The sequence below is a fragment of the Micromonospora sp. WMMD998 genome, from assembly GCF_029581235.1.
In the GTDB taxonomy this organism is placed as follows: domain Bacteria; phylum Actinomycetota; class Actinomycetes; order Mycobacteriales; family Micromonosporaceae; genus Micromonospora.
Genome location: NZ_CP120740.1, coordinates 2,664,612 through 2,684,189, shown reverse-complemented (window position 1 = coordinate 2,684,189; position 19,578 = coordinate 2,664,612). Strand labels below are relative to the sequence as shown.

Here is a 19,578-nt window from a genome sequence, read left to right as displayed (position 1 = left end):
GAGCGGCGTCACCGCTAACTGCATCTGAAATTGATGGCGCGGGGCGGTCTCGGCCCTAGGAAAGCTCGACCGCCCCGCTGCCCTCGCAAACCCTCTCGGCCTGGAAGGGCAGGTTCATCATGCCTGTTGTCCTGGACTGGACGCGCGGTGCGGGTGCCGGCGATCCGGTTCCGTGTGTCATCTGCGGTAAGCCCGCGATCTGCCGGAGCCCGTCGGGCAAGCCGGTGCACAAGGGCTGCGCTGAGGCGTGGATCGAGCAGCGCAACAGCCGTCGGGCGGTGGCGTGATGGTGCGGGCTCCGCTGGTGAACTTCCGCCGGTTCCAGATCACCGCGCCGTGGCCGCTGCTCTGGACCGTCACCGCCGTCTTCCTGCTGTTCCGCCTCCTCACCGCCGTGATCCGCCTGATCGTGTTCGTGCTCCGGCACTGGCGGGCGTGGCCGGCTGTCGCCCTGGTCCTGATCGCCGTCGACACCTACCGGGCGCACGGGTGGGTGCCTCACCTCCTGGTCGCCGTCGTCCTCACCGCCTCGGGTGGCGTGTGGTGGTGGCGTGGCCGGGACTCCTTCCACCGCCACGTCGCCCTGCGGGCCGTCTCCATCTGGCGGCGGTTGTGGGTGTATCGGCGGCAGTGGCACGAGGTGATGTCGCTGTGCGGGCTGGTGAAGAAGTACGACGGCGGCGAGGTCGTGCCGCGGCTGTTGTCGGTGCGCTGCTCCTACGCCACCGACGAACTCGTCCTCCGGATGCCCAAGGGTCAGAACCCCGAGGTGTACCACAAGGCCGCCCGCGACCTGGCCTACTCGTTCGGTACCCGGCACTGCCGGGTGTTCTCCACCCGCCGCCACCCGATCCCGCACCGTTCGGGGCGTCTTGCGGTCGTACTGCGGCTGGTCGACCGGGTGCGGCTGCGGGACCGGCCCCGGCACGTGTGGCTGGTGTTCATCCGCCGTGACCCGCTGACCCGCATCGTGGCGCCGCTGCCGGTGCCGGCCCGCCCGGACTTCACCGCCCTACCCCTGGGCCTGCGCGAAGACCTCGCCGTCTACGCCTTCCGCCTCCTCGCCACGCACGTGCTCATCGGCGGCGCGACCCGGATGGGCAAGGGCTCGGTCATCTGGTCCCTGCTCCGGGCACTGGCGGCGGGGATCCGGTCGGGGCTGGTGCGGGTGTGGGCGATCGACCCGAAGGGCGGCATGGAACTGGCGATCGGCCGGCCGTTGTTCTCCCGCTACGTCGACGACGACTGGACCCGCATGGCCGACCTCCTCGACGACGCCGTGGCCCGGATGCGCGCCCGTCAGCAGATCCTGCGCGGCAAAGCCCGCGTCCACACCCCGACCGTCGACGAGCCGCTGATCGTCGTCGTCATCGACGAAATCGCCGCCCTCCTGGCCTACCTGCCCGACAGCGAGATCCGGGCGCGGATCGCTCAGGCGCTCGGGCTGCTGCTGTCCCAGGGTGCCGGCCTCGGCGTCCTGGTCGTCGCCGCCACCCAGGACCCCCGCAAGGAAGTCGTCTCCGTCCGCGACCTGTTCCCCACCCGCATCGCCCTCGGCCTGACCGAACGCGGCCACGTCGACCTCCTCCTCGGGGACGGCTCCCGCGACCGCGGCGCACTCGCGGATCAGATCCCCCTGTCCGGCAAGGGCGTGGCCTACGTCCTCCTCGACGGCCAGCCCGAGCCGGCTCGGGTCCGGTTCTCCTACCTCGCCGACGACGTGATCCGGGACATGGCCGCGACGTTCCCCGCTCCGCCGGAGACGCAACCGGAACCCGTCGTGCAGCCGGCGCCCAAGCCGCGCGCCAGCACCGGCAACGGCCGGCGCACCTACCGGCCCACCCCGCCGAAGCAGGGTGCGCCGCTGCTGCCGCCGTCGCTGCTCAACGCCCTGGACCTCAACGGCACCACGAACGGGAGTGACCCCCGATGACCCACCACGAGATCCCCGACGGCGCCCCGGTGCGGATGCCCTACGCCGACGAACCCGACCAGCAGACCCCGGAACCGCGCAGGTTCTACCGGCTGCGCGCCCCGCACGTCGACAAAGCCTCCGTGCCGGTCACGGTCCGGGTCACCCCCGACGCCGACCTCTACGTCGCCGTGGGTGCCGGCCGGCGCCGCATGTACCTGACCCCTGCGGAGGCGTGGGCGCTGTGGCGCTGCCTGTCCGAAGCCGTCGCCTCCACCGGCGAGCCACCGGAATGGATCCGCGTGCACGTCAACCCCACCACCCGCTAACCCGCCTGCTTGGAGCTTGTGATGCGTACCCGTCGCCTCAACCGCCGGCCGATCCGCCGGACCTGCCTCGACCTGCTCCACACCGACCCCGACCAGACCTGCCCCTACTGCGCACCCGACCCCGATGTCACCGACGTGATTGCCGCCGCGCTGCGCCAGCACGCCGAGATCGCCGCCGAAGACGCCGAAGCCTGGGGGTGGGCGGCATGACCGGCCGTTCCGGACGCGGCCCGTTCGCGCTGCCGGTCGCAGTGTTCGTCGTCGGCTGGGGCGGCCCCTTGCAGCTCGTCACCGACCCGGATGACTGCTCGCTGTGCCAGCAGCGCGGCGAGATGCAGATCTGGAACCCCGACATGACCGACGGCCTGACCTACGAACTGACCCCGCCGGCTCACCGCATGTGGAAGGTCCCCTGCCCGGTTTGCCGGCACGCCGACTTCACCCGATGGGAGGCCCCGAAGTGAGCGCCACCCGCCTGAACACGAGCCGACTCGAAGCCGTCGCCCTGGTCCTCATCCTCCTCATCGTTGCCGGGACCGCCGGGTGGGCGTCGTTCTCCCACGTCCACGACTGGACCATGCGCCACGTCCCCGACGGCACCCCCGACGCCTTCGGCTGGGCCAACGCCGTGCTCTCCGATCTCGTGCCGGTGGCGTGTCTGCTCGACATCCGCCGCCGCCGACGCCACCGGGACCCGATCGGCTACCCGGTGTTCCTGATGCTGGCCTTCGCCGCGTTCTCCCTCGCCGCGCAGCTCGCCGTGGCCGATGCGAGCCCGTCCGGGTGGCTGCTGTCCGCGCTGCCCGCCTTGGCGTTCATGGCCCTGACCAAGCTCGTCTTCACCGGCACCCCCACGCCCACCCCGACCGCGGCACCCACCCCGTCCCGGCCCACTGCGGCTCCCACACCGGCTCCGGTGCGGGAGCCCGTCGACGCCGAACCCGTCGACGTCCCCGCCGCCCCGACTCCCGTGTTCACCCCGCCGACTCCGGCGCCGGTTCGGTCGGCGCTCGTGTCGTCGGTCGTTCAGGCCCCGCGCAACGGCCACATCGTCTCGGAGGTCACCCGATGAACCAGCTCAATCGCCCGCCCCTGACCGACACGTGCGCCGTGTGCAACGGCCCCATCGAGTACGTCGACGTCAAGGACCCCTACTGGCGGCACACCGACATGCGCAACCTCGCCAAGCCCCACGGCGCCCACCCCCGCCGATAGTCACGGCTGCTGCGGCGCGGCCGACTCACCCTCGACCGCGCCGCGGCACCCCACCCAGCCAGAGCAGGAGAAGCCCGATGCCGTCGCCCACCCGTACCGCTCTCGCCCACCGCACCGGCGGCCCCACCACCCTGACCCGCCGCGTCGTCGGCACCCCCGCCGAAGTCGCCGCCGCCCTCGCCGTGCTCCGCGACTCGGGCCGGCTGATGTTCGCCGACCGGCCCCGCCAGCACCCCGACGGCCGGGTCACCGTCACCGTGCGGTTCCTCGACACCGCCCGCACCGCCCCCGCCCCGGTGGTGCGTCGGCTGCGCCGCGGCCGGGTCATCGCCGCCACCGCCATCACCACCACCGCCGTCGGCGCCCTGGCCGGGATCGGCTACCTCGCCGCCCACGTCGCGCACACCGTCCAGCGCAACGCACCCGCCGCCGTCGGCATCGTCCTGGTCCTGCTCGTCCTCGCGGTGCTGCTGCTGCGCCGCAAGGCCACCTGCGGCGGGCTGCACTGCTCGGGATGCCGGCACTGACCGCCACGGCCCGGCCCACCTACTGCGCCCGCTGCCGTAGGTGGGCCACCGCCCTCATCGAAGCCGGCCACCCCGGCACCGGCCGCTACCGCGCCGAGACCACCTGCCCTCGTCACGAACCGGCTGCCCGCCGCTGGGCCAGCCACGCCGGCCCACCCCGCACCACCCCGATCGGCACCACACCCGCTGTCCTGTTCGACCTCCCGGAGGTGACCCGATGACCGCCCCGACCCTTCCCGGCCTCACCCCCGATCCCACCCCGCCCACCGACACCGACCCGGTGGTCGTTCCCGCCGACGTCGCGCCGGCGCCCGGCACCCGTGCCGCTCGCCTCGCGCTGCCGATGTCGCGGAAGATCGTCACGGAGATGGCCGCCGAGTACGGCGTGTGCCTGCACCCGGTCACCCTGCGCCGCACCGACCTACACACCGGCCTGACCGAAGTCGTGGACCTGCCCTGCGGGGCCACCCGCGAAGACAAGTGCGAGCCCTGCGCCAAACGCGCCCGCCGGCTGCGACAGACCCAGATCCGGGAAGGCTGGCACCGCACCGACGAACCGGCACCCGGCCCGAACCCGACCACCGACGCGCAACGCGAGCTGATCCTGCTGCGCGCGCATCTGGAGTTCGCCCGCGACGAAGCCCAACGCGCCGCCCAGTTCGACCAGCTCCCCGACATCGACGACGCGATCGGGGAGGTGGAGGAAGCCATCGCCGCCGAAGGACTCCGCGGCGCCGTCGCCCCTCCCCACGACCAGGACGACGACGATCACGGACGGCGCAAGCGCTCCACCCGCCGCCGGCAGGATGCCCCGGACCTGCCGCGCAAGAAGGTCGAGCCGCGCACGGTCGGGAAGGTCTACACCGCGCCCGACGGCACCGAACACCGCCCGTCCATGTGGCTGTCACTCACCCTCGACACCTACGGGCGGGTCCTACCCGACGGCACCCCGGTAGACCCCGGCAGCTACGACTACCGGCGCGCCGCCTGGGATGCGGTGCACTTCGCGCGGCTCCTCGACCGGTTCTGGCAAAACCTCAGGCGGTGCGCGGGCTGGAATGTGCAGTACGCCGGCTGCGTGGAGCCCCAACGACGCCTCGCCCCTCACGCGCACTTCGCCATCCGAGGCACGATCCCGCGCGCGGTGCTGCGGCAGGTCGCCGCCGCCACCTACCACCAAGTCTGGTGGCCGGCCGCCGACGAACCGGTGTACTCCCTCGACCGACCACCGGTCTGGGATGCCGACCGCGCCGAGTGGATCGATCCCGACACCCGCGAACCGCTGACCGCCTGGGCTGACGCCCTGGACCTCATCGACTCCGACCCCGACGCGCAACCCGCGCACGTGGTGCGCTTCGGCACGCAGGTCCACGCCGAAGGCGTCACCCCCGGCACCGTGCACGCCAACCGCACGATCGGCTACATCACGAAGTACATCACCAAGAACGCGGCCGACTGCCACAAGCCCGACACCGACCGGCAACGGGACCACCTCGACCGGCTCTGGCATGAGCTGCGGGTGACCCCGTGCAACGAGCGGTGCGCCAACTGGCTGCTCTACGGCATCCAACCCAAGAAGGCACACGGACGCCTGCAAGCCGGCCGCTGCAAGGGCAAAGTCCACCAACGGGCCACCCTCGGCATCGGCGGCCGGCGCATCCTCGTCTCCCGCGACTGGTCCGGGAAGACCCTCGCCGACCACCGCGCCGACGCCCGCGCCTGGGTCCGCAACCTCCTCGGCGTCACCACCGGCGCCACCGACGCGACCGCCGTCGAGCAGGACGACCCGCCCGCGTACGCCTGGGAACTCGCCCGACCGGATGACCCTGATCTACCGCCGCTGCAACACCGACTCCTCAAAGCCCTGTCCCAACGCGCCCAGTGGAAAGCCGCGCTCCTGGCCGCGAGAGACAGAGCAGCGACTACCCATCCGACCGCCGACCGTCCCATCACCGCCTGACCACCGGAGGAACGATGCAGCGCCCCGCCGTCTCCCTGCCCACCCAACCGCCCACCGTCGCACCCGACGCGCCCCGCCGGATCGTGCGCCTCAACGACAACCGGGCCGTCTACTCCGTCCGCGAGGTGGCCCGGCTTCTCTCACTGTCGCTGGGTAGCACCTACGCCCTGGTCCGCGAGGGCGAGATACCCGCTCGCAAGCTCGGCGGACGCTGGGTCATCCCCAAGAAGCGCTTCCACACCTGGCTCGACGAATGCACCGAACCCGCGACCGATCCGGAGGGCTGGGCCTGATGGGACACATCGTCAAGACGCCTGCGGGCAGCTTCCGCGCCAACTGGCGGGACGCCACCGGGCGCCAGAAGGCCAAGACGTTTCCGACCCGTCGGCAGGCCGCGTCCTTCCTGGCGGAGACGGAGACCTCCATCGCCCGCGGCGGGTACGTCGATCCGCACGCCGGTCGGCTGCTCTTCGGGAAGTACGCGCAGCGGTGGCGCGACTCGCGCAACGATGAGTTGACCACCCGCGCCCGAGACGCCTCGATCCTGCGTACGCACGTGCTTCTGCGTTGGTCGGACGTGCCGCTGTCCCGGATCGATCACCTAGCGGTGCAGTCGTGGGTTACCGAGCTTGGTGGCCGGCGCGCGCCCGCCACCGTGGCGGAGTGCTTCCGCCTGCTCTCCACGATCCTCCGTGCTGCCGTCCGTGACCGGCTGATCGGCGTCAACCCGTGCGAGGGCGTCAAGGTCCCTTCCCGACGAAAGAAGGACACCGACGGGCACACCCTGGCCCGCGCCGACCTGACCGGCCGACTCCTTCCGGCGGTCCCGGACCGATACCGCGCCCTGGTCGCCCTTGCCGGTGGCACCGGTCTCCGCTGGGGCGAGTGCACCGGGCTTCGCTGGGAGTCACTCGATCTGGACGCCAAGGCTGTCCACGTGGTCCGGGTAGCGGTCGAGGTCGCCGGCACCGTCACGATCAAGCCCTATCCGAAGTCGCGGGCGGGCCGGCGCACGGTTCCGGTGCCGGACTTCGCCACCGACCTGTTGGCGGCTCACCGAGACGCCTTCCCGCCCGGTCCCCGCGGGGAGGTCTTCACCAACTCGTCCGCCGGCCCCCTGCGCCGAACCCTGTTCCGTGCTCGCGTCTGGCGGCCGTCACTGGTCCGCGCCGGACTCCTCGGGGACGTGAGTCGCGTCGGACACTTCACGTGGTGCGGCTCCTGGGTCGACCTGGAAGGCGCCAAGCAGTCGGTCGAGTTCACCACCGAACGGGAAGCCGTCGCCCACGTGGCGAAGATGGCGCCGGGTGGGCTGCGGTTCCACGATCTACGGCACTCCTACGCCACCGAGCTGGTGTCGCGTGGGGTTCCGGTCAACGACGTCCAGGCGGTGATGGGCCACGAGAAGCCGTCCACAACGCTCAACCTCTACACCCACCGATCCGCCGGGAGGGATCAACGCATCCGGGAAGCGTTCGCTGACGATCCGCTGACGGCCAACGACAACTGACGATGGAATCAGCAAGAGCCACCCTCACGCGAGGGTGGCTCTTCTGCGTATTTCGATGGTGGGCGATACTGGGATCGAACCAGTGACCTCTTCGGTGTGAACGAAGCGCTCTCCCGCTGAGCTAATCGCCCTCAGCGCGCATGACTCTACCCGATGGGGAGCCGGACCCAAAAACCGGGCCTCAGTGCGTCGCGAGGTAGTGCAGCATCCCCGCCACCACGTCGATGCCCAGGCTGTACTTGAGCGAGAGCCACACCACCACGGACACGAAGACCAGCCCGACCAGGCCGAGCACGAAGCGCATGCCGAGCGATCGGCTGGTGACCCAGCGTGTCCAAGCGTTGACGTGCCGGCGGGTGAACGCAAGCAGCCGGCGGGCCCAGTGGAACTCGACCGCCCAGACGCCGAGGCCGGCGATGACGAGCAGCCAGCCGGGGCCGGGCAGCGGGATGAGGGCGATGCCGACGGTGACCACGACGGCGCCGAGGATGCCGATGAATATCTTGAGGGCGATGCGGCCGGTGGGGTTGGCGCGGATGAGGTCGAGCGTGGTGTGCAGGCGGGCGCGCCAGCCCCGCCGCCGTCGCCGCTCCATGAGAGCGCTTTGCGAACGCCCGTCGACCGGCACGTCGTACCCCCGATCGGCTGCGGTCCTCGTCGCCACCGAGGCGCTCCTCGTGGCCATTTCCACCCCCAGTGTCGCCCGGGACCGTCACCGGAGCTGACGACTGGACGTTACCGGAGTAAGTCGACGACTGAACCACCCGTTGCCGGGCGGAACGACGGAGTGGGCGGAATCGGAAATTCTACTCGGGGCCGGGCCGGTCCCGAGGGCTTTCCGACCCCCTTCCCACCACTGGGTGAAGTCAGCGTATGGCGGAGCGTAGCCAGGAGCAGCACCTGAGTATGGGAAAAGCGGGACACGCGCGTTCCGCAGCGGTGCCGGGGGGAGAACGTCCATGAGTGTCATTCGACCGACGACCGTCGAGGTCGAGACGTCGCTAAGGCTCGTCGCGCCTGACGCCACCGCCTTGCCGGTGCGCGCCAGCCTGCGTTACGACCCTGCTGACCCGTATGCGGTCCATGTCCTGTTCCATGCCGAATCGGCCGGTGGCGAGGCGGTGAGCTGGTCGTTCGCCCGCGAGCTGCTGGTCACCGGGCTCGACGAGCCGGCCGGCATCGGCGACGTCCGGGTGTGGCCGTGGGCCACCCCGCGCGGCGACTTCGTCGCGCTCGCGCTGTCGTCCCCGGACGGCAACGCCCTGTTCGAGGTCCCGCGCAGCGTGCTGGTGCGTTTCCTGCGCCGGACCTACGTCGTCGTTCCGCGCGGCCGGGAGGCCGAGCACCTGGACGTCGACACCGCGGTGAACCGGCTGCTCGCCGGTCGCTGACCACGCCACACCCGGGGCCGCGCGGATCTGCCGAGTCCGCGCGGCCCCGGGCCGTCTTTCCACACCCACAACCCGGGGGTACGCGGGTCAGCCGCGCGTGGTGATCCCGCCGTCGACCGGGATGACCGCCCCGGTGAGGTACGCGCCGGCGCGCGACGCGAGGTAGATCGCGGTGCCCGCCATGTCCTCGGGGCGCCCGATCCGGCCCAGCGGCACCTGCTGCCGGATGGCCGCGCGCGACTCGGGGTCGTCGAGCGCGAACGCGGTCATCTTGCTCTCGAACGGGCCGGGCGCGATCGCGTTGACCGTGATCGCCTCGCCGGCGAGCTGGTGGGCGAGGCCGCGGGTGAGCATGTGCACGGCCGCCTTGGTGGCGGAGTAGGCGTACACCTCCATCCACGGCACCCGGAGTCCGTCGATCGACCCGATGTTGATCACCCGGGCCGGGTCGTCGGGGTCGGCGGCGGCGCGTAGCGCCGGCAGCAGCGCGGTGGTGAGCCGGAAGACGGCCTTGACGTTCACCGCCCAGAGCTTGTCGAAGGCGCTCTCCGGGTAGTCCTCCAGCGGCGCGCCCCAGGTGGCGCCCGCGTTGTTGACGAGCACGTGCAGCCGGTCGTGGCGTTGCCGCACGGCCTCGGCCAGCCCGAGCGCGCCGGTGTCGCTGCTCAGGTCCGCCGGGATCGCCTCGCAGTGCCCGTCGGCGGAGAGTTCCTTCGCCACCGACTCGCACACGTCGGCCTTGCGGGAGGAGATGACGACCCGGGCGCCGGCCCGGACGAATCCGCGCGCGATCATCAGCCCGATCCCCCGCGAGCCGCCGGTGACCAGGACCGTCTTGCCGTCGACCGAGAACAGATCCGTCATGTTCATCCCATCGCCGTCCTGCCGGGTCACGGCCGTCGGCCGACCCGCGCCTTACCGATCGGTAACCTAACCGTCCGTCAGGCGCCCCGGCAAGGTGAACCGCCGAGATGCAAGGTGCGGCCAAGCCGGTTAACGTCGGGGCAATGGTCACTACCGGTCAGCCCTCCCCGGCCTTACGCACCGGCCTGTCGGAGCCCCGCCTCAGCGCCGACGAGATTTTCACCGGCGCGCTCGACGATCTCACCCCGGCACCCGGCTGGCCCCGGCCGGTCCTGCTCGACCACGATCTGCTGATCCTGGTCACGCACGGCCACGGCGCCGCCGAGTTGGACTTCCGGGCGGTGCCCTGCCGGCCGGGCACGTTGCTGCACGCCCGGCCCGGCCAGGTGTTGCGTTGCCTCGGCCAGCAGCTCGACGCCACGGTGGTGAGCTGGGGGCCGGACGCGCTGCGCGGCCTCGACGTCGACCCGGACGCGGTGCCCACCTACCGCCAGCTCGCCGGGGAGGACGAGGACGCGGTGATCAGCGAGGTGACCCAGTTGGCCGTGGACGCCGACCGGCACGCGCTGGTGCCCGCCGCCGCGGCGCTGCTGCGGCACCAGCTCGCCGTGCTGCTGCTGCGGCTGAGCCTGCTGCCGCACCCCGGGGACGGGCCGACGCCGGGCGCCGAGGCGGAGACGTTCCGGCGGCTGTGCCGGGAGGTGGAGCGCGGCTACCGGCGGACCCGGCGGGTGGAGGACTACGCCGCCCAGCTCGGCTGCTCCGTGCGTACCCTGACCCGGGCCTGCCTGGCGGTGACCGGCCGCAGCGCCAAGCAGGTCATCGACGAGCGGGTGGCGTTGCAGGCCCGGCGGTTGCTGGCCGCCACCGACGAGCCGATCGCCGGGATCGGCCGGCGGCTCGGTTTTCCCGAGCCGACCAACTTCGGCCGTTTCTTCACCCGGGAGGTCGGGGTGAGCCCGGGCGCGTTCCGGGCCGCCCGGGAGCAGCCGCTTCCCGTCCGTTCGGTGCGCCCGCGTCCTCCCGCCGACTCCCCCGTGCGGGCCGGCCAGGCATGATGTCAGGGTGCAGATCTCCGCGCGCGGCGACTACGCGGTCCGGGCAGCCCTGAGCCTGGCCACCGCGTACCCGACCCTGTTGTCCACCCAGGCCATCGCGGCGGAGCAGGACATGCCCCGCAAGTTCCTCGAGGCGGTCCTGGCCGACCTGCGTCGCTCGGGGCTCGTGCGGGCCCAGCGCGGCGCCGAGGGTGGCTACACGCTGTCCCGACCGCCGCGCGACGTCACCATCGGGCAGGTGTTGCGCGCCGTCGACGGCCCGCTGGCCGGGGTACGCGGCCTGCGCCCCGAGGAGACCAGGTACGAGGGCGCGGCGGAGAACCTGCCCCGGCTCTGGGTGGCGGTGCGTGCCTCGGTGCGGCGGGTGGTCGACGAGGTGAGTCTGGACGAGCTGGTCAGTGGCCGGTTGCCGGCGCACGTGCGCCGGCTGACCACGCAGCCGGACGCGTGGGAGCCGCGTTGACCGGGGCGGTCACCACGACTCGGGCGTGGTGACGGGACGGCCGCGCGGATCGTCGTCCACACCGAGGCCGAGCGCCAGCGGTTCGCCGAGCACGACGGTGTGGTCGTCGGCGGTGAGCCGGCGGATCACCCGGCAGAGCAGCACGGCCAGCGCGTCACCGATCAGCGGCACCCCGAACGGGCCGGCGGTCCAGCCGGGGTGGACGGTGAGCCGGTCGATGCCGCTGGTGGCGAAGATCTGCGCGATCTCCTGCTGGTCGGGGGCGAGCAGGTGGACCGCCACGTGTTCGGCGTGTGCGACGGTGGGCCAGCTCGCCGAGGCGTGACCGAGGCGGACCGAGACCAGCGGCGGGTCCAGCGACACCGAGGTGAACGAGGTGGCGGTGAAGCCGGCCGGCGGCAGCGTCGGCAGGTGCCGGCCGCCGTGCAGGCCGGGCGTGGTGACCACGGTGACCGTGGTCGCCTGGCGGCGCAGCAGGCCACGGAACGAGTCGACGTCGACCGGGCGCAGCTCGACGGTGGCGGGTCGCTCCACGGTGGTCACGACGCCGCCGCCTTCTTCCATGCAGTGAGATGTTGATCGTTACTCTCGCGCCGATCCGTTTCTACCAGCATCCGCCGCCCCCTATAACCTACCAGTTGGATAGAGATTCTGCCCGGTGCGACATCCACCGTCCAGAGCGGAGGCGACCGGGTTTCGCTTTTCGTCGATCCGGGCATGTTCGATCCCGCAGAGGCAGGGAGACGAAGGAGGCACCCCGATGGGCGTCCAGTTCCGTAAGCGCAAGAAGTATGGGCCGCTGATCCTCCACTTCACCCAGAACGGGTTTTCCTCGTGGAGCATCAAGATCGGCCGCTGGTCCTGGAACTCGAACACCCGCGCCCACCGCGTGGACCTTCCGGGGCCGCTCTCCTGGAAGCAGGACAAGGCCTGATCGCCGGGCGGGAGAAGTGGGGTGCCGATGGTTCGCCGGCACCCCACTCGTCGTTCGGGGATCGGGCGGTCAGGCGCTCGGCTCGACGCTGATCACCACGTCCCCGCCGAGCCGGCCGGGCTCCGGGTCGCGGGTCACCGCGCCGGCGTCGAGCAGCGAGGCGAGCGCGCGGTTGGCGTCGGCGGCCCGGTAGACCGTGGCGGTCGCGGCGAACCGGCGCAGCTCGGTCACCGTGAGCGGGCCGGAGCGGCCCAGCTCGGCCAGCAGTTCCCGGCGCAGCGGGCCGGACTCCGGGGCGAGACCGATGTCGATCAGTCGACCCGCCGGGTCGGCCGGGTCGCGGTAGCGCACCCCGGCGAACTCGTCGACCGCCCAGAGCGCCTCCTTCAGCGCCTCCAGGCCCCGGTCGGAGCCGGTGCCGTAGCCGAGCAGCCGGGTGGGCGCGTCGCCGGCGGGCACCAGCTCGACCTCGGTGGCCAGTGGGAAGCCGGCGGCGGCGAGCGCCGGGCGCAGCGACCGGCCCGGCTCGGTGACAAGCAACAGCTCGGCCGGGCGACCGGACGCGACGGCGGCCAGCAGCGCCCGGTCGGGCTCGCCGCCGTCGACCACGGCGAGCAGCGGCGCGCCGGCCGCGCCGGCCGCCTTGAGCGCCACCGGCAGCCGGTCCGGCCGGCCGGACACCACGTGCACGGCGACGTCGGCCGGCAGGGTCGCCTCGACCGCGCCGATCCGCGTCGGCAGGTCCGCGTCACCGTCGGCGAGCACCAGCACGGTCAGCCGCCGCCCGCGCAGCCGGTCGGCGAACTCCCCCACCACGCCCAGCGCCGCCTCCGCGGCGGTGGCGGCGTTCCCGGCGTACGCGAGGGCGAGCGTGGCCCGCCGCGCGCGCTGAAGTGCCGCGGGAAGCCAGTGGTCGAGCTGGCGGACGAGCAGCTCGCGCAGGACGGCGTCGGTCGACATGGTGCCGTTTCTACCGCACCGCGCGACCGGTCCGGCCGGGAACCCCGGTCAGGACGGGACGGAGACGCCCACGCCGCCGCGGGTCTGTCCGCCGTAGCGCTGCCGCTCGCGGTCGAGGTCGAGCCGGCCGATCCGCTTGCGGGCGGCGAGCGTCGCGTCGTCGAGCAGGTCGGCCGGGACGATCCAGACGATCTCGAACTCCAACCCGTCCGGGTCGCGGCCGTAGAGGCTCTTGGTGGTGCCGTGGTCGGAGGCGCCGGCCAGGGCGCCGGCGGCGGACAGTCGTTCGGCGGTGGCGCCCAGCTCGTCGAGCGTGTCCAGTTCCCAGGCGAGGTGGTAGAGGCCGACGGTGCGCCGGCCGGCCTCGGACGCCCCGGCCGCCGCGCCGATCTCGAACAGGCCGAGGTCGTGGTCGTTGGTGGAGTCGGGCGCCTGGAGGAAGGCGGCGCCACGGAAACCGTCGGGTGTCATCGGCACCCGGCGGAAGCCCAGCACGTCGCGGTAGAAGGCGACGCTGCGTTCCAGGTCACTGACGTAGAGGACGGCGTGGTTGAGGCGGTGGATTCCCATGCCAGCGACGGTAGCGCGGTTTAGTTGAGCATTCAACTATTGCCGGTATGATGGGCGTCATGACCAGGTGGCTGGACCCCGACGAGCAGCGGACCTGGCGGGCCTTCCTCGCCGCCTCCCGCGCGCTGATGGACACGCTCGACCGCGAGCTGCAACGCGACGCCGGCATGCCGCACGCCTACTACGAGATCCTGGTCCGCCTCTCCGAGGCCCCCGACCGGCGGCTGCGGATGAGCGAGCTGGCCGACGCCACCGGCTCCTCCCGCAGCCGGCTCTCGCACGCCGCCACCCGGCTGGAGGCCGCCGGATGGATCCGCCGGGAGGACTGCCCCACCGACCGGCGCGGCCAGCTCGCCGTCCTCACCGACGACGGCTTCGCCACCCTGGCCGCCGCCGCGCCCGGCCACGTCGAGGGGGTACGCCGGCACCTGTTCGACGCGCTCAGCCCGGCCCAGGTCGACCAGCTCCGCCGGATCAGCGAGACGCTCGACGAACACCTGACCGGATCGGAACCAAACTGATCCACTCCGGGGCTTGTACTAAACGTCGCCGGATGAGCACGATGGGGCGTGTCCTCCGGCTTCGCTGACCTGACCGTCCAGGCGCACCATTTGGTGTCCGAAGGCGACCTCACCGGCGCGCAGCAACTGCTCGCCGACGCGCTCAGCGACGCCGATCCCCGCCCCGGCAACGCTTCCCCCGAGCTGGCCGAGGCGGCCGGCCTCCAGGCGCGGCTGCTCGTCGCGCTCGGCGAGCCGCACTCCGCCCGGGGCTGGGCCGCGTTCGCGTACGCGGCGGCCACCCGGCTGTTCGGGCGCTCCGACGAGCGCACCGTCACCGCCGCCGCGACGCTCGCCGCGGTGCTGCACCGCGTCGGCAGCGACGCCCGGGCCGCCCGGCTCTACTCGGACGTCATCATCGAGCTGACCGCCCGCGACGGGCCGGAGTCCCAACGGGTGCTGGCCGCGCACGCCGACCTGGCCACTGTGGAATACGCGCGCGGCCAGTGCGACGTGGCCCGGGACCGGCTCCAGGACGCCTGGGAGCTGCACCGCGAGGTCTACGGCGACGGGCACGCCAGCGGCATCAAGATGCTTGCCAAGCTCGGCGCGATGGAACGCGACTGCGGCCGGTACGACGACGCGCACGAGCACCTGACCCTCGCCGAGGACCTGTGCCGCCAGCACCTGGCCGTGGACGACCCGCTCGCCGTGCAGGTGGCCGGGCTGGCCCGGGCCGCCGCCGACCCCGACCATGCCTGCGCCGCGCCGCCCGAGCCGCCCGCGCGCGAGACGCCCGTGGTGCCCGCCGCCCGCGTCCCCTCCTCCGCCGAGGGGGTGCCCGACCTGCCGCCCTACGCCCCGCCCGCGCTCGACGACCCGGTGGAGACGCCGCTCTACCACCCACCCGGCCGGGCCGCCGACACCGCGCACGTGCCGACGCCCCGCACCCCGCCCGAGGCCGACGACGACCCGTACGACGACTATCCGTGGCCGCCCGACGAGCCGGCGGAACAGCCCTGGCGGCCGGACGAGCCGGCGGAACAGCCCTGGCGGCCGGACGAGCCGGCGGATCAGCCCTGGCGGTCGGGTGAGCCGGCGGATCAGCCGTGGCGGCCGAGCGAGCCGGCCGAGCGGTCGTGGCGGCCGGGTGAGGACGCGCTGCCGCCGACCGTGGCCGGGCTCGCCGACGATGCGCCGCCCGGCGTACGCCGGGTGCCGCCGCCCCCGGAGTCGCCGTCGCGCTACCTGCCGGTGCACGTGCCCCGCCCGCCCGTTCCGCCCCGGCGGGAACGGCCCTGGCTGCCGCTGGCGGTGCTCGGCGTGGTGGTGGCGCTGCTGCTCGGCACCATCGCGGTGATCGCCGGTGTGTCCAAGGTGGGCTCCCGCGACGCCCCGGTCACGTCACCGACCGGGCCGTCGGCGGGCCCGTCGAGCCGGCCGCCCGCCTCCACCCGTCCCACCGCGAGCGCGCCACCGGCCGCCCGCCCGGGCACCCCACCCGGCCGGTTCACGCTCACCGACAGGCGTGACAGCATCGTGCTGAGCTGGACGTACCCGCGCGGCGCGGAAGGCCCGGTGGTGGTCGCCGGTGGGCGCGCCGGCCAGCCGCAGGGCACGTTCGCGACGCTGCCCGCCGGCTCCGGCGACTACATCGCCTACGGGCTCGACCGCACCACCGACTACTGCTTCACCGTGGCGCTCGTCTGGTCCACCGACACGGTCGCCCGCACCGGGCCGGTCTGCACGAAACGACGCCGCTGACCGTCACTCCGGGTCGGCGTCGGCAAGCACCGGCAGCCGTACCGTCACCCGCAGCCCCGGCGCGGCGGCGCCGGGCGTCGCGTCGGCCAGCTCCACCGTGCCGCCGGCCCGGCGCACCAGCTCCCGCACGATGGCCAGGCCGAGGCCGGCGCCGCCGGCGTCGCGGGCCCGCGCGTCGTCCAGCCGGGTGAACCGGGCGAACACCCGCTCCCGGTCCGCCGCCGGGATGCCCGGCCCGTCGTCGGTCACCGTGACCAGGTGGTACGGCCCGTCCGGGCCGGAGACCGCCAGCTCCACCCCGTTGTCCGCGTGCCGCAGCGCGTTCTCCACCAGGTTGACGAACACCCGGCGCAACTCCCCCGGATCCCCCTCGGTCCACCGCGCCCCGGCCGGCGTCGTCAGCCGCAGCGGCGGGGACGGGTAGCGGGCGGCCACCCCGCGCAGCAGCTCGCCCAGCTCCACCGGGCCCACCGGCGTCAGCCGCCCGTCTCCGGCCCCGCCCCGCGGCTCCGGCCGCCCGTCCCCGGCGCGGCCCTGCGGCTCCGGCCGCTCGCCCCCGGCACCGCCCCGGTGCTCCGGCCGCCCGTCCCCGGCGCGGCCACGACGGTCCGGCGGTGGCTGCTCGTCCAGGCGGGCCAGCAGCAGCAGGTCGTCGACCAGACGACTCAGCCGCTCGGTGTCGGCGAGCAGGTCGTCGGCGACCGCCGGCCAGTCGGTGTCGTCGCCGAGACGCCGGGCCACCTCCAGCTCGGTGCGCATGTTCGTCAACGGGCTGCGCAACTCGTGCGCGGCGTCGGCGACGAACGCCCGCTGCCGGTCCCGGGACGCGGCCAGCCGGTCCAGCATGTCGTTGAGCGTGACCGCGAGCCGGTGGATCTCGTCCTGCCCGGCCGGCACCGGCAGCCGTTCCGCCCCGGCCCGCCCGGTGATCTCGGCGGCGCCGCTGCGCAGTTCCTCCACCGGACGCAGGGTCGCCCCGACCACCCGCCAGGCCACCACCGCCAGCCCCGCCACCAGCAGCGGGAAGCCGACGAACAGCAGGTTGCGCACCACGTGCAGGCTGTGCCGCACATCCGACAGCGACTTCGCGACGAGCACCGTACGCGGCTCCGCGGGCGTGCCGGCCGGCACCGTCACCACCCGCACCGGCCCGGACAGGCCGACCCGCCGCCCGTCCACCACCAGCCGCTGCCGCTGCCCCGGGCGCAACCGGTCCGGGCCGAGCATCGGCACCAGGCGGTCCGCGTCGATGGAGGCGGCCCGGATCCGGCCCTGCGCGTCGACCACCTGCACGCGCAGCTGCCCACCGGCCACCGGCAGCGGATCCGGCAGCGCGTCCTCGGCGGTGAGCAGCGCCACCGCGTCCGCGGTACGCAGCGCCTCCGCGTCGACCGAGCGTTGCAGCGTCCAGCCGAGCGCGCCGAGCAGCAGCGCGCCGCCGAGCGCGAACCCGAGCACCAGCCCGAGCACGCCGAGCGCGAGCAACCGGGCCCGCAGGCCGAGTCGCGGCCACGGGCGGCTCATGTGGCCAGCCGGTAGCCGGCCCCGCGTACCGTCTCCAGCCGCTCCCGGCCGATCTTGCGACGCAGGTAGCCGACGTAGACCTCCACCGCGTTCGGGGCGGTCTCCACCGAGGCGTCCCAGACGTGGTCCAGCAGCTCGGTCTTGGACACCACCTCGCCGGCACGCCGCATCAGGTAGTCGAGCAGCGCGTACTCGCGGCTGGTGAGCGCCACCTCGACGTCGGCCCGGGTGACCCGCCGTCGGGCCGGGTCCAGGCGCAGGTCGCCGACGGTGAGCACGGTCGGCCGACGGGGCGCGCCGCGCCGCAGCAGCGCCCGCAGCCGGGCCAGCAGCACCACGTACGAGAACGGTTTGGTCAGGTAGTCGTCGGCGCCGCAGTCCAGGCCGTCGGCCTGGTCGTACTCGCCATCCTTGGCCGAGAGCATCAGCACCGGCAGCCAGCGCTGCTCGGCGCGGAGCCGGCGCACCACCTCGTAGCCGGAGAGGCCGGGCAGCATCACGTCGAGGATCATCGCGTCGTAGTCGCCGTGCCGGGCCGCGTCCAGCCCGGCCGGGCCGGTGGCCGCCACGTCCACCACGAAACCCTCCGCCGACAGGCCCCGGCGCAACGCCGCGGCGAGCCGCGTCTCGTCCTCCACCACCAGCAACCGCACCGGTCCAGGGTGCCACCCCCGGGTCACCCGTAGGGGATCAGCTCAGCGTCCTCACAGCGGCGGTGCCGCAGCATGGTGCGCAGGAGGTGCACACTATGTCTGTGATGAAGAACCGCGCCGTGCTGCGCTGGCTGGTCCCGGTGACCGCGGGGGTCGCCGTGATCGGGGGCGGCGCCGCCATCGGCGCGTTCGCCGCCGGCGCCGACCCGGCCCTGCCACCGCGCAGCGCCGCCCAACTCCTGGACGACCTGCGGACGTCCCGCCTGGACGGGCTCTCCGGCACCGTGGTGCAGCGCGCCGACCTCGGCCTGCCGCCGATCGCCGCGCTCGCCGGCCGGGCCACCGGCAACGAGCTGGCCGGCCTGGTCTCCGGCACGCACACGCTGCGGGTCTGGTACGGCGGCGAGGACCGGCAGCGGCTGGCCCTGGTCGACACGCTCGGCGAGCAGGACGTGCTGCGCAACGGGCGCGACGTCTGGACCTGGAACAGCCGGGAGAACACCGCGGTCCACCGCGAGCTGCCCGCCGACGGCAAGGACCTGCCGTCGGCGCCGGCCACCCCGGCCGACGCCGCCCAGCAGGCGCTGGCCGCGATCGACCCGACCACGGCGGTGACCGTCGGCCGGACGGCCACCGTGGCCGGGCGGGACGCCTACGAGCTGGTGCTCACGCCGCGCGACAAGGCGTCGCTGGTGCACCAGGTGCGGATCGCGCTCGACGCGGAGGAGCACGTGCCGCTGCGCTTCGAGGTGCTCGCCGACGGTCAGGACGAGCCGGCGTTCGAGGTGGCGTTCACCCAGGTCGACTTCCGCACCCCGGCGGCGGACCAGTTCCGGTTCAACCCGCCGCCCGGTGTGAAGGTCACCGAGGAGGCGGCCGACGCGCGACCCGGCCCGGCCGGTCGGGCACCCGGCAGGGCGCCCGGATCGAAGCCCGGCGGGGCCGACACGGAGCGGCCGGACGTGCGTACCGTCGGCACCGGCTGGACCACGGTGGTGGTCGCCAAGCTCGGCGACGCCGACGGCGCGACGGCCGGCGGGGCGAAGGCCGGCGCGGGCGCGCCGGACGCCGACATGCTCGCGCAGGTGCTCGGCGACCTGCCGAAGGTGAGCGGCGACTGGGGCAGCGGCCGGCTGCTCAGCGGCAAGCTGTTCAGCGTGCTGCTGACCGACGACGGCCGGGTGGTGGCCGGGCTGGTCACGCCGGAGCGGCTCTACGAGGCCGCGAAGGGCTGAACGACGCCGGGCTCGGGGCCCGGTCGGCACACGCCGGCCGGGCCCCGAGCCGTGTCCGGGCTTGGTCGAATGGCGGGCGACGCGCTATCTTTCTCAGTTCAGACACAAAAAAGAATGGCATTTGAATGCCATTCTTGCGGCAATTTTAGTCAATGAGGAGCCGGCTTGTCAACGCACTCCGACGTGTCGGGTGAGCTGCACCAGGGCGA

24 protein-coding genes and 1 tRNA gene are annotated in these 19,578 nt (G+C 73.5%); 17 read left to right on the top strand and 8 right to left on the bottom strand.

What is annotated here, in order from left to right:
* Positions 1 to 286: 286 nt before the first annotated feature.
* From O7619_RS12710 to O7619_RS12665, 10 genes are all read left to right on the top strand, one after another.
* Entirely contained in the window at positions 287 to 1,933 is a 1,647-nt protein-coding gene (locus tag O7619_RS12710; RefSeq protein WP_282287850.1) for an FtsK/SpoIIIE domain-containing protein, read from the top strand.
* The gene (locus O7619_RS12705; RefSeq protein WP_282287849.1) at positions 1,930 to 2,241 is read left to right on the top strand and encodes a spread protein; all 312 of its coding nucleotides are present in this window, start codon (positions 1,930 to 1,932) and stop codon (positions 2,239 to 2,241) included. The genes O7619_RS12710 and O7619_RS12705 overlap by 4 nt, the downstream gene beginning before the upstream one ends.
* A 21-nt stretch (positions 2,242 to 2,262) precedes the next feature.
* The gene (locus tag O7619_RS12700) at positions 2,263 to 2,451 is read left to right on the top strand and encodes a hypothetical protein (protein WP_282287848.1); all 189 of its coding nucleotides are present in this window, start codon (positions 2,263 to 2,265) and stop codon (positions 2,449 to 2,451) included.
* Complete coding sequence (locus O7619_RS12695; protein WP_282287847.1) at positions 2,448 to 2,705, top strand: hypothetical protein; 258 nt, start codon at positions 2,448 to 2,450, stop codon at positions 2,703 to 2,705. The genes O7619_RS12700 and O7619_RS12695 overlap by 4 nt, the downstream gene beginning before the upstream one ends.
* Complete coding sequence (locus tag O7619_RS12690; RefSeq protein WP_282287846.1) at positions 2,702 to 3,313, top strand: hypothetical protein; 612 nt, start codon at positions 2,702 to 2,704, stop codon at positions 3,311 to 3,313. The genes O7619_RS12695 and O7619_RS12690 overlap by 4 nt, the downstream gene beginning before the upstream one ends.
* Positions 3,310 to 3,456 (top strand): hypothetical protein, encoded by a 147-nt coding sequence (locus O7619_RS12685; RefSeq protein WP_282287844.1) that lies wholly within the window; start codon positions 3,310 to 3,312, stop codon positions 3,454 to 3,456. Before O7619_RS12690 ends, O7619_RS12685 begins: the two co-directional genes overlap by 4 nt.
* 77 nt (positions 3,457 to 3,533) lie before the next feature.
* Complete coding sequence (locus O7619_RS12680) at positions 3,534 to 3,983, top strand: hypothetical protein (protein ID WP_282287843.1); 450 nt, start codon at positions 3,534 to 3,536, stop codon at positions 3,981 to 3,983.
* Positions 3,984 to 4,200: 217 nt separating this feature from the next.
* Positions 4,201 to 5,943, top strand: a complete 1,743-nt coding sequence (locus tag O7619_RS12675) for a replication initiator (protein WP_282287841.1) — start codon at positions 4,201 to 4,203, stop codon at positions 5,941 to 5,943.
* A gap of 14 nt (positions 5,944 to 5,957) precedes the next feature.
* Entirely contained in the window at positions 5,958 to 6,236 is a 279-nt protein-coding gene (locus O7619_RS12670; protein WP_282287840.1) for a helix-turn-helix domain-containing protein, read from the top strand.
* Positions 6,236 to 7,453 carry a site-specific integrase gene (locus O7619_RS12665; RefSeq protein ID WP_282287839.1) on the top strand — a complete coding sequence of 406 codons (1,218 nt, stop codon included), beginning with the start codon at positions 6,236 to 6,238 and terminating at the stop codon, positions 7,451 to 7,453. Before O7619_RS12670 ends, O7619_RS12665 begins: the two co-directional genes overlap by 1 nt.
* A 56-nt stretch (positions 7,454 to 7,509) precedes the next feature.
* Here O7619_RS12665 and O7619_RS12660 read toward each other — a convergent pair.
* Both O7619_RS12660 and O7619_RS12655 read right to left on the bottom strand, forming a co-directional pair.
* Positions 7,510 to 7,584: transfer RNA gene (locus O7619_RS12660), tRNA-Val, on the bottom strand.
* Positions 7,585 to 7,634: 50 nt separating this feature from the next.
* Positions 7,635 to 8,138, bottom strand: coding sequence for a TIGR02611 family protein (locus O7619_RS12655; protein ID WP_282287837.1), 504 nt, complete (start codon positions 8,136 to 8,138; stop codon positions 7,635 to 7,637).
* Between the two features lie 274 nt (positions 8,139 to 8,412).
* Here O7619_RS12655 and O7619_RS12650 point away from each other — a divergent pair, with 274 nt between their 5' ends.
* Positions 8,413 to 8,844 carry an SsgA family sporulation/cell division regulator gene (locus O7619_RS12650; RefSeq protein WP_007457244.1) on the top strand — a complete coding sequence of 144 codons (432 nt, stop codon included), beginning with the start codon at positions 8,413 to 8,415 and terminating at the stop codon, positions 8,842 to 8,844.
* A gap of 87 nt (positions 8,845 to 8,931) precedes the next feature.
* Here O7619_RS12650 and O7619_RS12645 read toward each other — a convergent pair whose 3' ends face one another.
* Positions 8,932 to 9,708, bottom strand: a complete 777-nt coding sequence (locus O7619_RS12645; protein WP_282287835.1) for a glucose 1-dehydrogenase — start codon at positions 9,706 to 9,708, stop codon at positions 8,932 to 8,934.
* Positions 9,709 to 9,851: 143 nt separating this feature from the next.
* Between O7619_RS12645 and O7619_RS12640 the strand changes: the two genes are divergently transcribed.
* Positions 9,852 to 10,766 (top strand): AraC family transcriptional regulator, encoded by a 915-nt coding sequence (locus O7619_RS12640; RefSeq protein WP_282287833.1) that lies wholly within the window; start codon positions 9,852 to 9,854, stop codon positions 10,764 to 10,766.
* 7 nt (positions 10,767 to 10,773) lie between these two features.
* Complete coding sequence (locus O7619_RS12635) at positions 10,774 to 11,229, top strand: Rrf2 family transcriptional regulator (RefSeq protein ID WP_282287832.1); 456 nt, start codon at positions 10,774 to 10,776, stop codon at positions 11,227 to 11,229.
* 9 nt (positions 11,230 to 11,238) lie between these two features.
* On the opposite strand, the gene O7619_RS12630 is transcribed toward O7619_RS12635, so the two are convergent.
* On the bottom strand, positions 11,239 to 11,772 hold the full coding sequence (locus O7619_RS12630; RefSeq protein WP_282287831.1) for a flavin reductase family protein: 534 nt from the start codon (positions 11,770 to 11,772) through the stop codon (positions 11,239 to 11,241).
* Positions 11,773 to 11,989: 217 nt separating this feature from the next.
* Here O7619_RS12630 and O7619_RS12625 point away from each other — a divergent pair, with 217 nt between their 5' ends.
* The gene (locus O7619_RS12625; protein ID WP_064498970.1) at positions 11,990 to 12,163 is read left to right on the top strand and encodes a DUF4236 domain-containing protein; all 174 of its coding nucleotides are present in this window, start codon (positions 11,990 to 11,992) and stop codon (positions 12,161 to 12,163) included.
* 69 nt (positions 12,164 to 12,232) lie between these two features.
* Here O7619_RS12625 and O7619_RS12620 read toward each other — a convergent pair whose 3' ends face one another.
* A complete protein-coding gene (locus tag O7619_RS12620) occupies positions 12,233 to 13,123 on the bottom strand; it encodes a hypothetical protein (protein WP_282287830.1) in 891 nt (296 codons plus the stop codon).
* A gap of 48 nt (positions 13,124 to 13,171) precedes the next feature.
* The gene (locus O7619_RS12615; protein ID WP_282287829.1) at positions 13,172 to 13,693 is read right to left on the bottom strand and encodes a VOC family protein; all 522 of its coding nucleotides are present in this window, start codon (positions 13,691 to 13,693) and stop codon (positions 13,172 to 13,174) included.
* 50 nt (positions 13,694 to 13,743) lie between these two features.
* Between O7619_RS12615 and O7619_RS12610 the strand changes: the two genes are divergently transcribed.
* Positions 13,744 to 14,214 (top strand): MarR family transcriptional regulator, encoded by a 471-nt coding sequence (locus tag O7619_RS12610; RefSeq protein WP_282288807.1) that lies wholly within the window; start codon positions 13,744 to 13,746, stop codon positions 14,212 to 14,214.
* A 48-nt stretch (positions 14,215 to 14,262) separates the two neighbouring features.
* A complete protein-coding gene (locus tag O7619_RS12605; protein WP_282287828.1) occupies positions 14,263 to 15,957 on the top strand; it encodes a tetratricopeptide repeat protein in 1,695 nt (564 codons plus the stop codon).
* A 3-nt stretch (positions 15,958 to 15,960) separates the two neighbouring features.
* On the opposite strand, the gene O7619_RS12600 is transcribed toward O7619_RS12605, so the two are convergent.
* Positions 15,961 to 17,481, bottom strand: a complete 1,521-nt coding sequence (locus tag O7619_RS12600) for a HAMP domain-containing sensor histidine kinase (protein ID WP_282287827.1) — start codon at positions 17,479 to 17,481, stop codon at positions 15,961 to 15,963.
* Entirely contained in the window at positions 17,478 to 18,134 is a 657-nt protein-coding gene (locus O7619_RS12595; RefSeq protein WP_281584163.1) for a response regulator transcription factor, read from the bottom strand. The genes O7619_RS12600 and O7619_RS12595 overlap by 4 nt, the downstream gene beginning before the upstream one ends.
* Positions 18,135 to 18,229: 95 nt before the next feature.
* On the opposite strand from O7619_RS12595, the gene O7619_RS12590 reads away from it, so the two are divergent.
* Positions 18,230 to 19,369 carry a sigma-E factor regulatory protein RseB domain-containing protein gene (locus tag O7619_RS12590; RefSeq protein WP_282287826.1) on the top strand — a complete coding sequence of 380 codons (1,140 nt, stop codon included), beginning with the start codon at positions 18,230 to 18,232 and terminating at the stop codon, positions 19,367 to 19,369.
* The last annotated feature ends 209 nt before the right edge of the window (positions 19,370 to 19,578 follow it).

Bases quoted from the DNA above. Each gene is read 5' to 3' on its own strand.
- O7619_RS12710 (WP_282287850.1), top strand. From the start codon at position 287: ATGGTGCGGGCTCCGCTGGTGAACTTCCGCCGGTTCCAGATCACCGCG.
- O7619_RS12705 (WP_282287849.1), top strand. From the start codon at position 1,930: ATGACCCACCACGAGATCCCCGACGGCGCCCCGGTGCGGATGCCCTAC.
- O7619_RS12700 (WP_282287848.1), top strand. From the start codon at position 2,263: ATGCGTACCCGTCGCCTCAACCGCCGGCCGATCCGCCGGACCTGCCTC.
- O7619_RS12695 (WP_282287847.1), top strand. From the start codon at position 2,448: ATGACCGGCCGTTCCGGACGCGGCCCGTTCGCGCTGCCGGTCGCAGTG.
- O7619_RS12685 (WP_282287844.1), top strand. From the start codon at position 3,310: ATGAACCAGCTCAATCGCCCGCCCCTGACCGACACGTGCGCCGTGTGC.
- O7619_RS12680 (WP_282287843.1), top strand. From the start codon at position 3,534: ATGCCGTCGCCCACCCGTACCGCTCTCGCCCACCGCACCGGCGGCCCC.
- O7619_RS12675 (WP_282287841.1), top strand. From the start codon at position 4,201: ATGACCGCCCCGACCCTTCCCGGCCTCACCCCCGATCCCACCCCGCCC.
- O7619_RS12670 (WP_282287840.1), top strand. From the start codon at position 5,958: ATGCAGCGCCCCGCCGTCTCCCTGCCCACCCAACCGCCCACCGTCGCA.
- O7619_RS12665 (WP_282287839.1), top strand. From the start codon at position 6,236: ATGGGACACATCGTCAAGACGCCTGCGGGCAGCTTCCGCGCCAACTGG.
- O7619_RS12655 (WP_282287837.1), bottom strand. From the start codon at position 8,138: ATGGCCACGAGGAGCGCCTCGGTGGCGACGAGGACCGCAGCCGATCGG.
- O7619_RS12650 (WP_007457244.1), top strand. From the start codon at position 8,413: ATGAGTGTCATTCGACCGACGACCGTCGAGGTCGAGACGTCGCTAAGG.
- O7619_RS12645 (WP_282287835.1), bottom strand. From the start codon at position 9,708: ATGACGGATCTGTTCTCGGTCGACGGCAAGACGGTCCTGGTCACCGGC.
- O7619_RS12640 (WP_282287833.1), top strand. From the start codon at position 9,852: ATGGTCACTACCGGTCAGCCCTCCCCGGCCTTACGCACCGGCCTGTCG.
- O7619_RS12625 (WP_064498970.1), top strand. From the start codon at position 11,990: ATGGGCGTCCAGTTCCGTAAGCGCAAGAAGTATGGGCCGCTGATCCTC.
- O7619_RS12620 (WP_282287830.1), bottom strand. From the start codon at position 13,123: ATGTCGACCGACGCCGTCCTGCGCGAGCTGCTCGTCCGCCAGCTCGAC.
- O7619_RS12615 (WP_282287829.1), bottom strand. From the start codon at position 13,693: ATGGGAATCCACCGCCTCAACCACGCCGTCCTCTACGTCAGTGACCTG.
- O7619_RS12610 (WP_282288807.1), top strand. From the start codon at position 13,744: ATGGGCGTCATGACCAGGTGGCTGGACCCCGACGAGCAGCGGACCTGG.
- O7619_RS12600 (WP_282287827.1), bottom strand. From the start codon at position 17,481: ATGAGCCGCCCGTGGCCGCGACTCGGCCTGCGGGCCCGGTTGCTCGCG.
- O7619_RS12590 (WP_282287826.1), top strand. From the start codon at position 18,230: ATGTCTGTGATGAAGAACCGCGCCGTGCTGCGCTGGCTGGTCCCGGTG.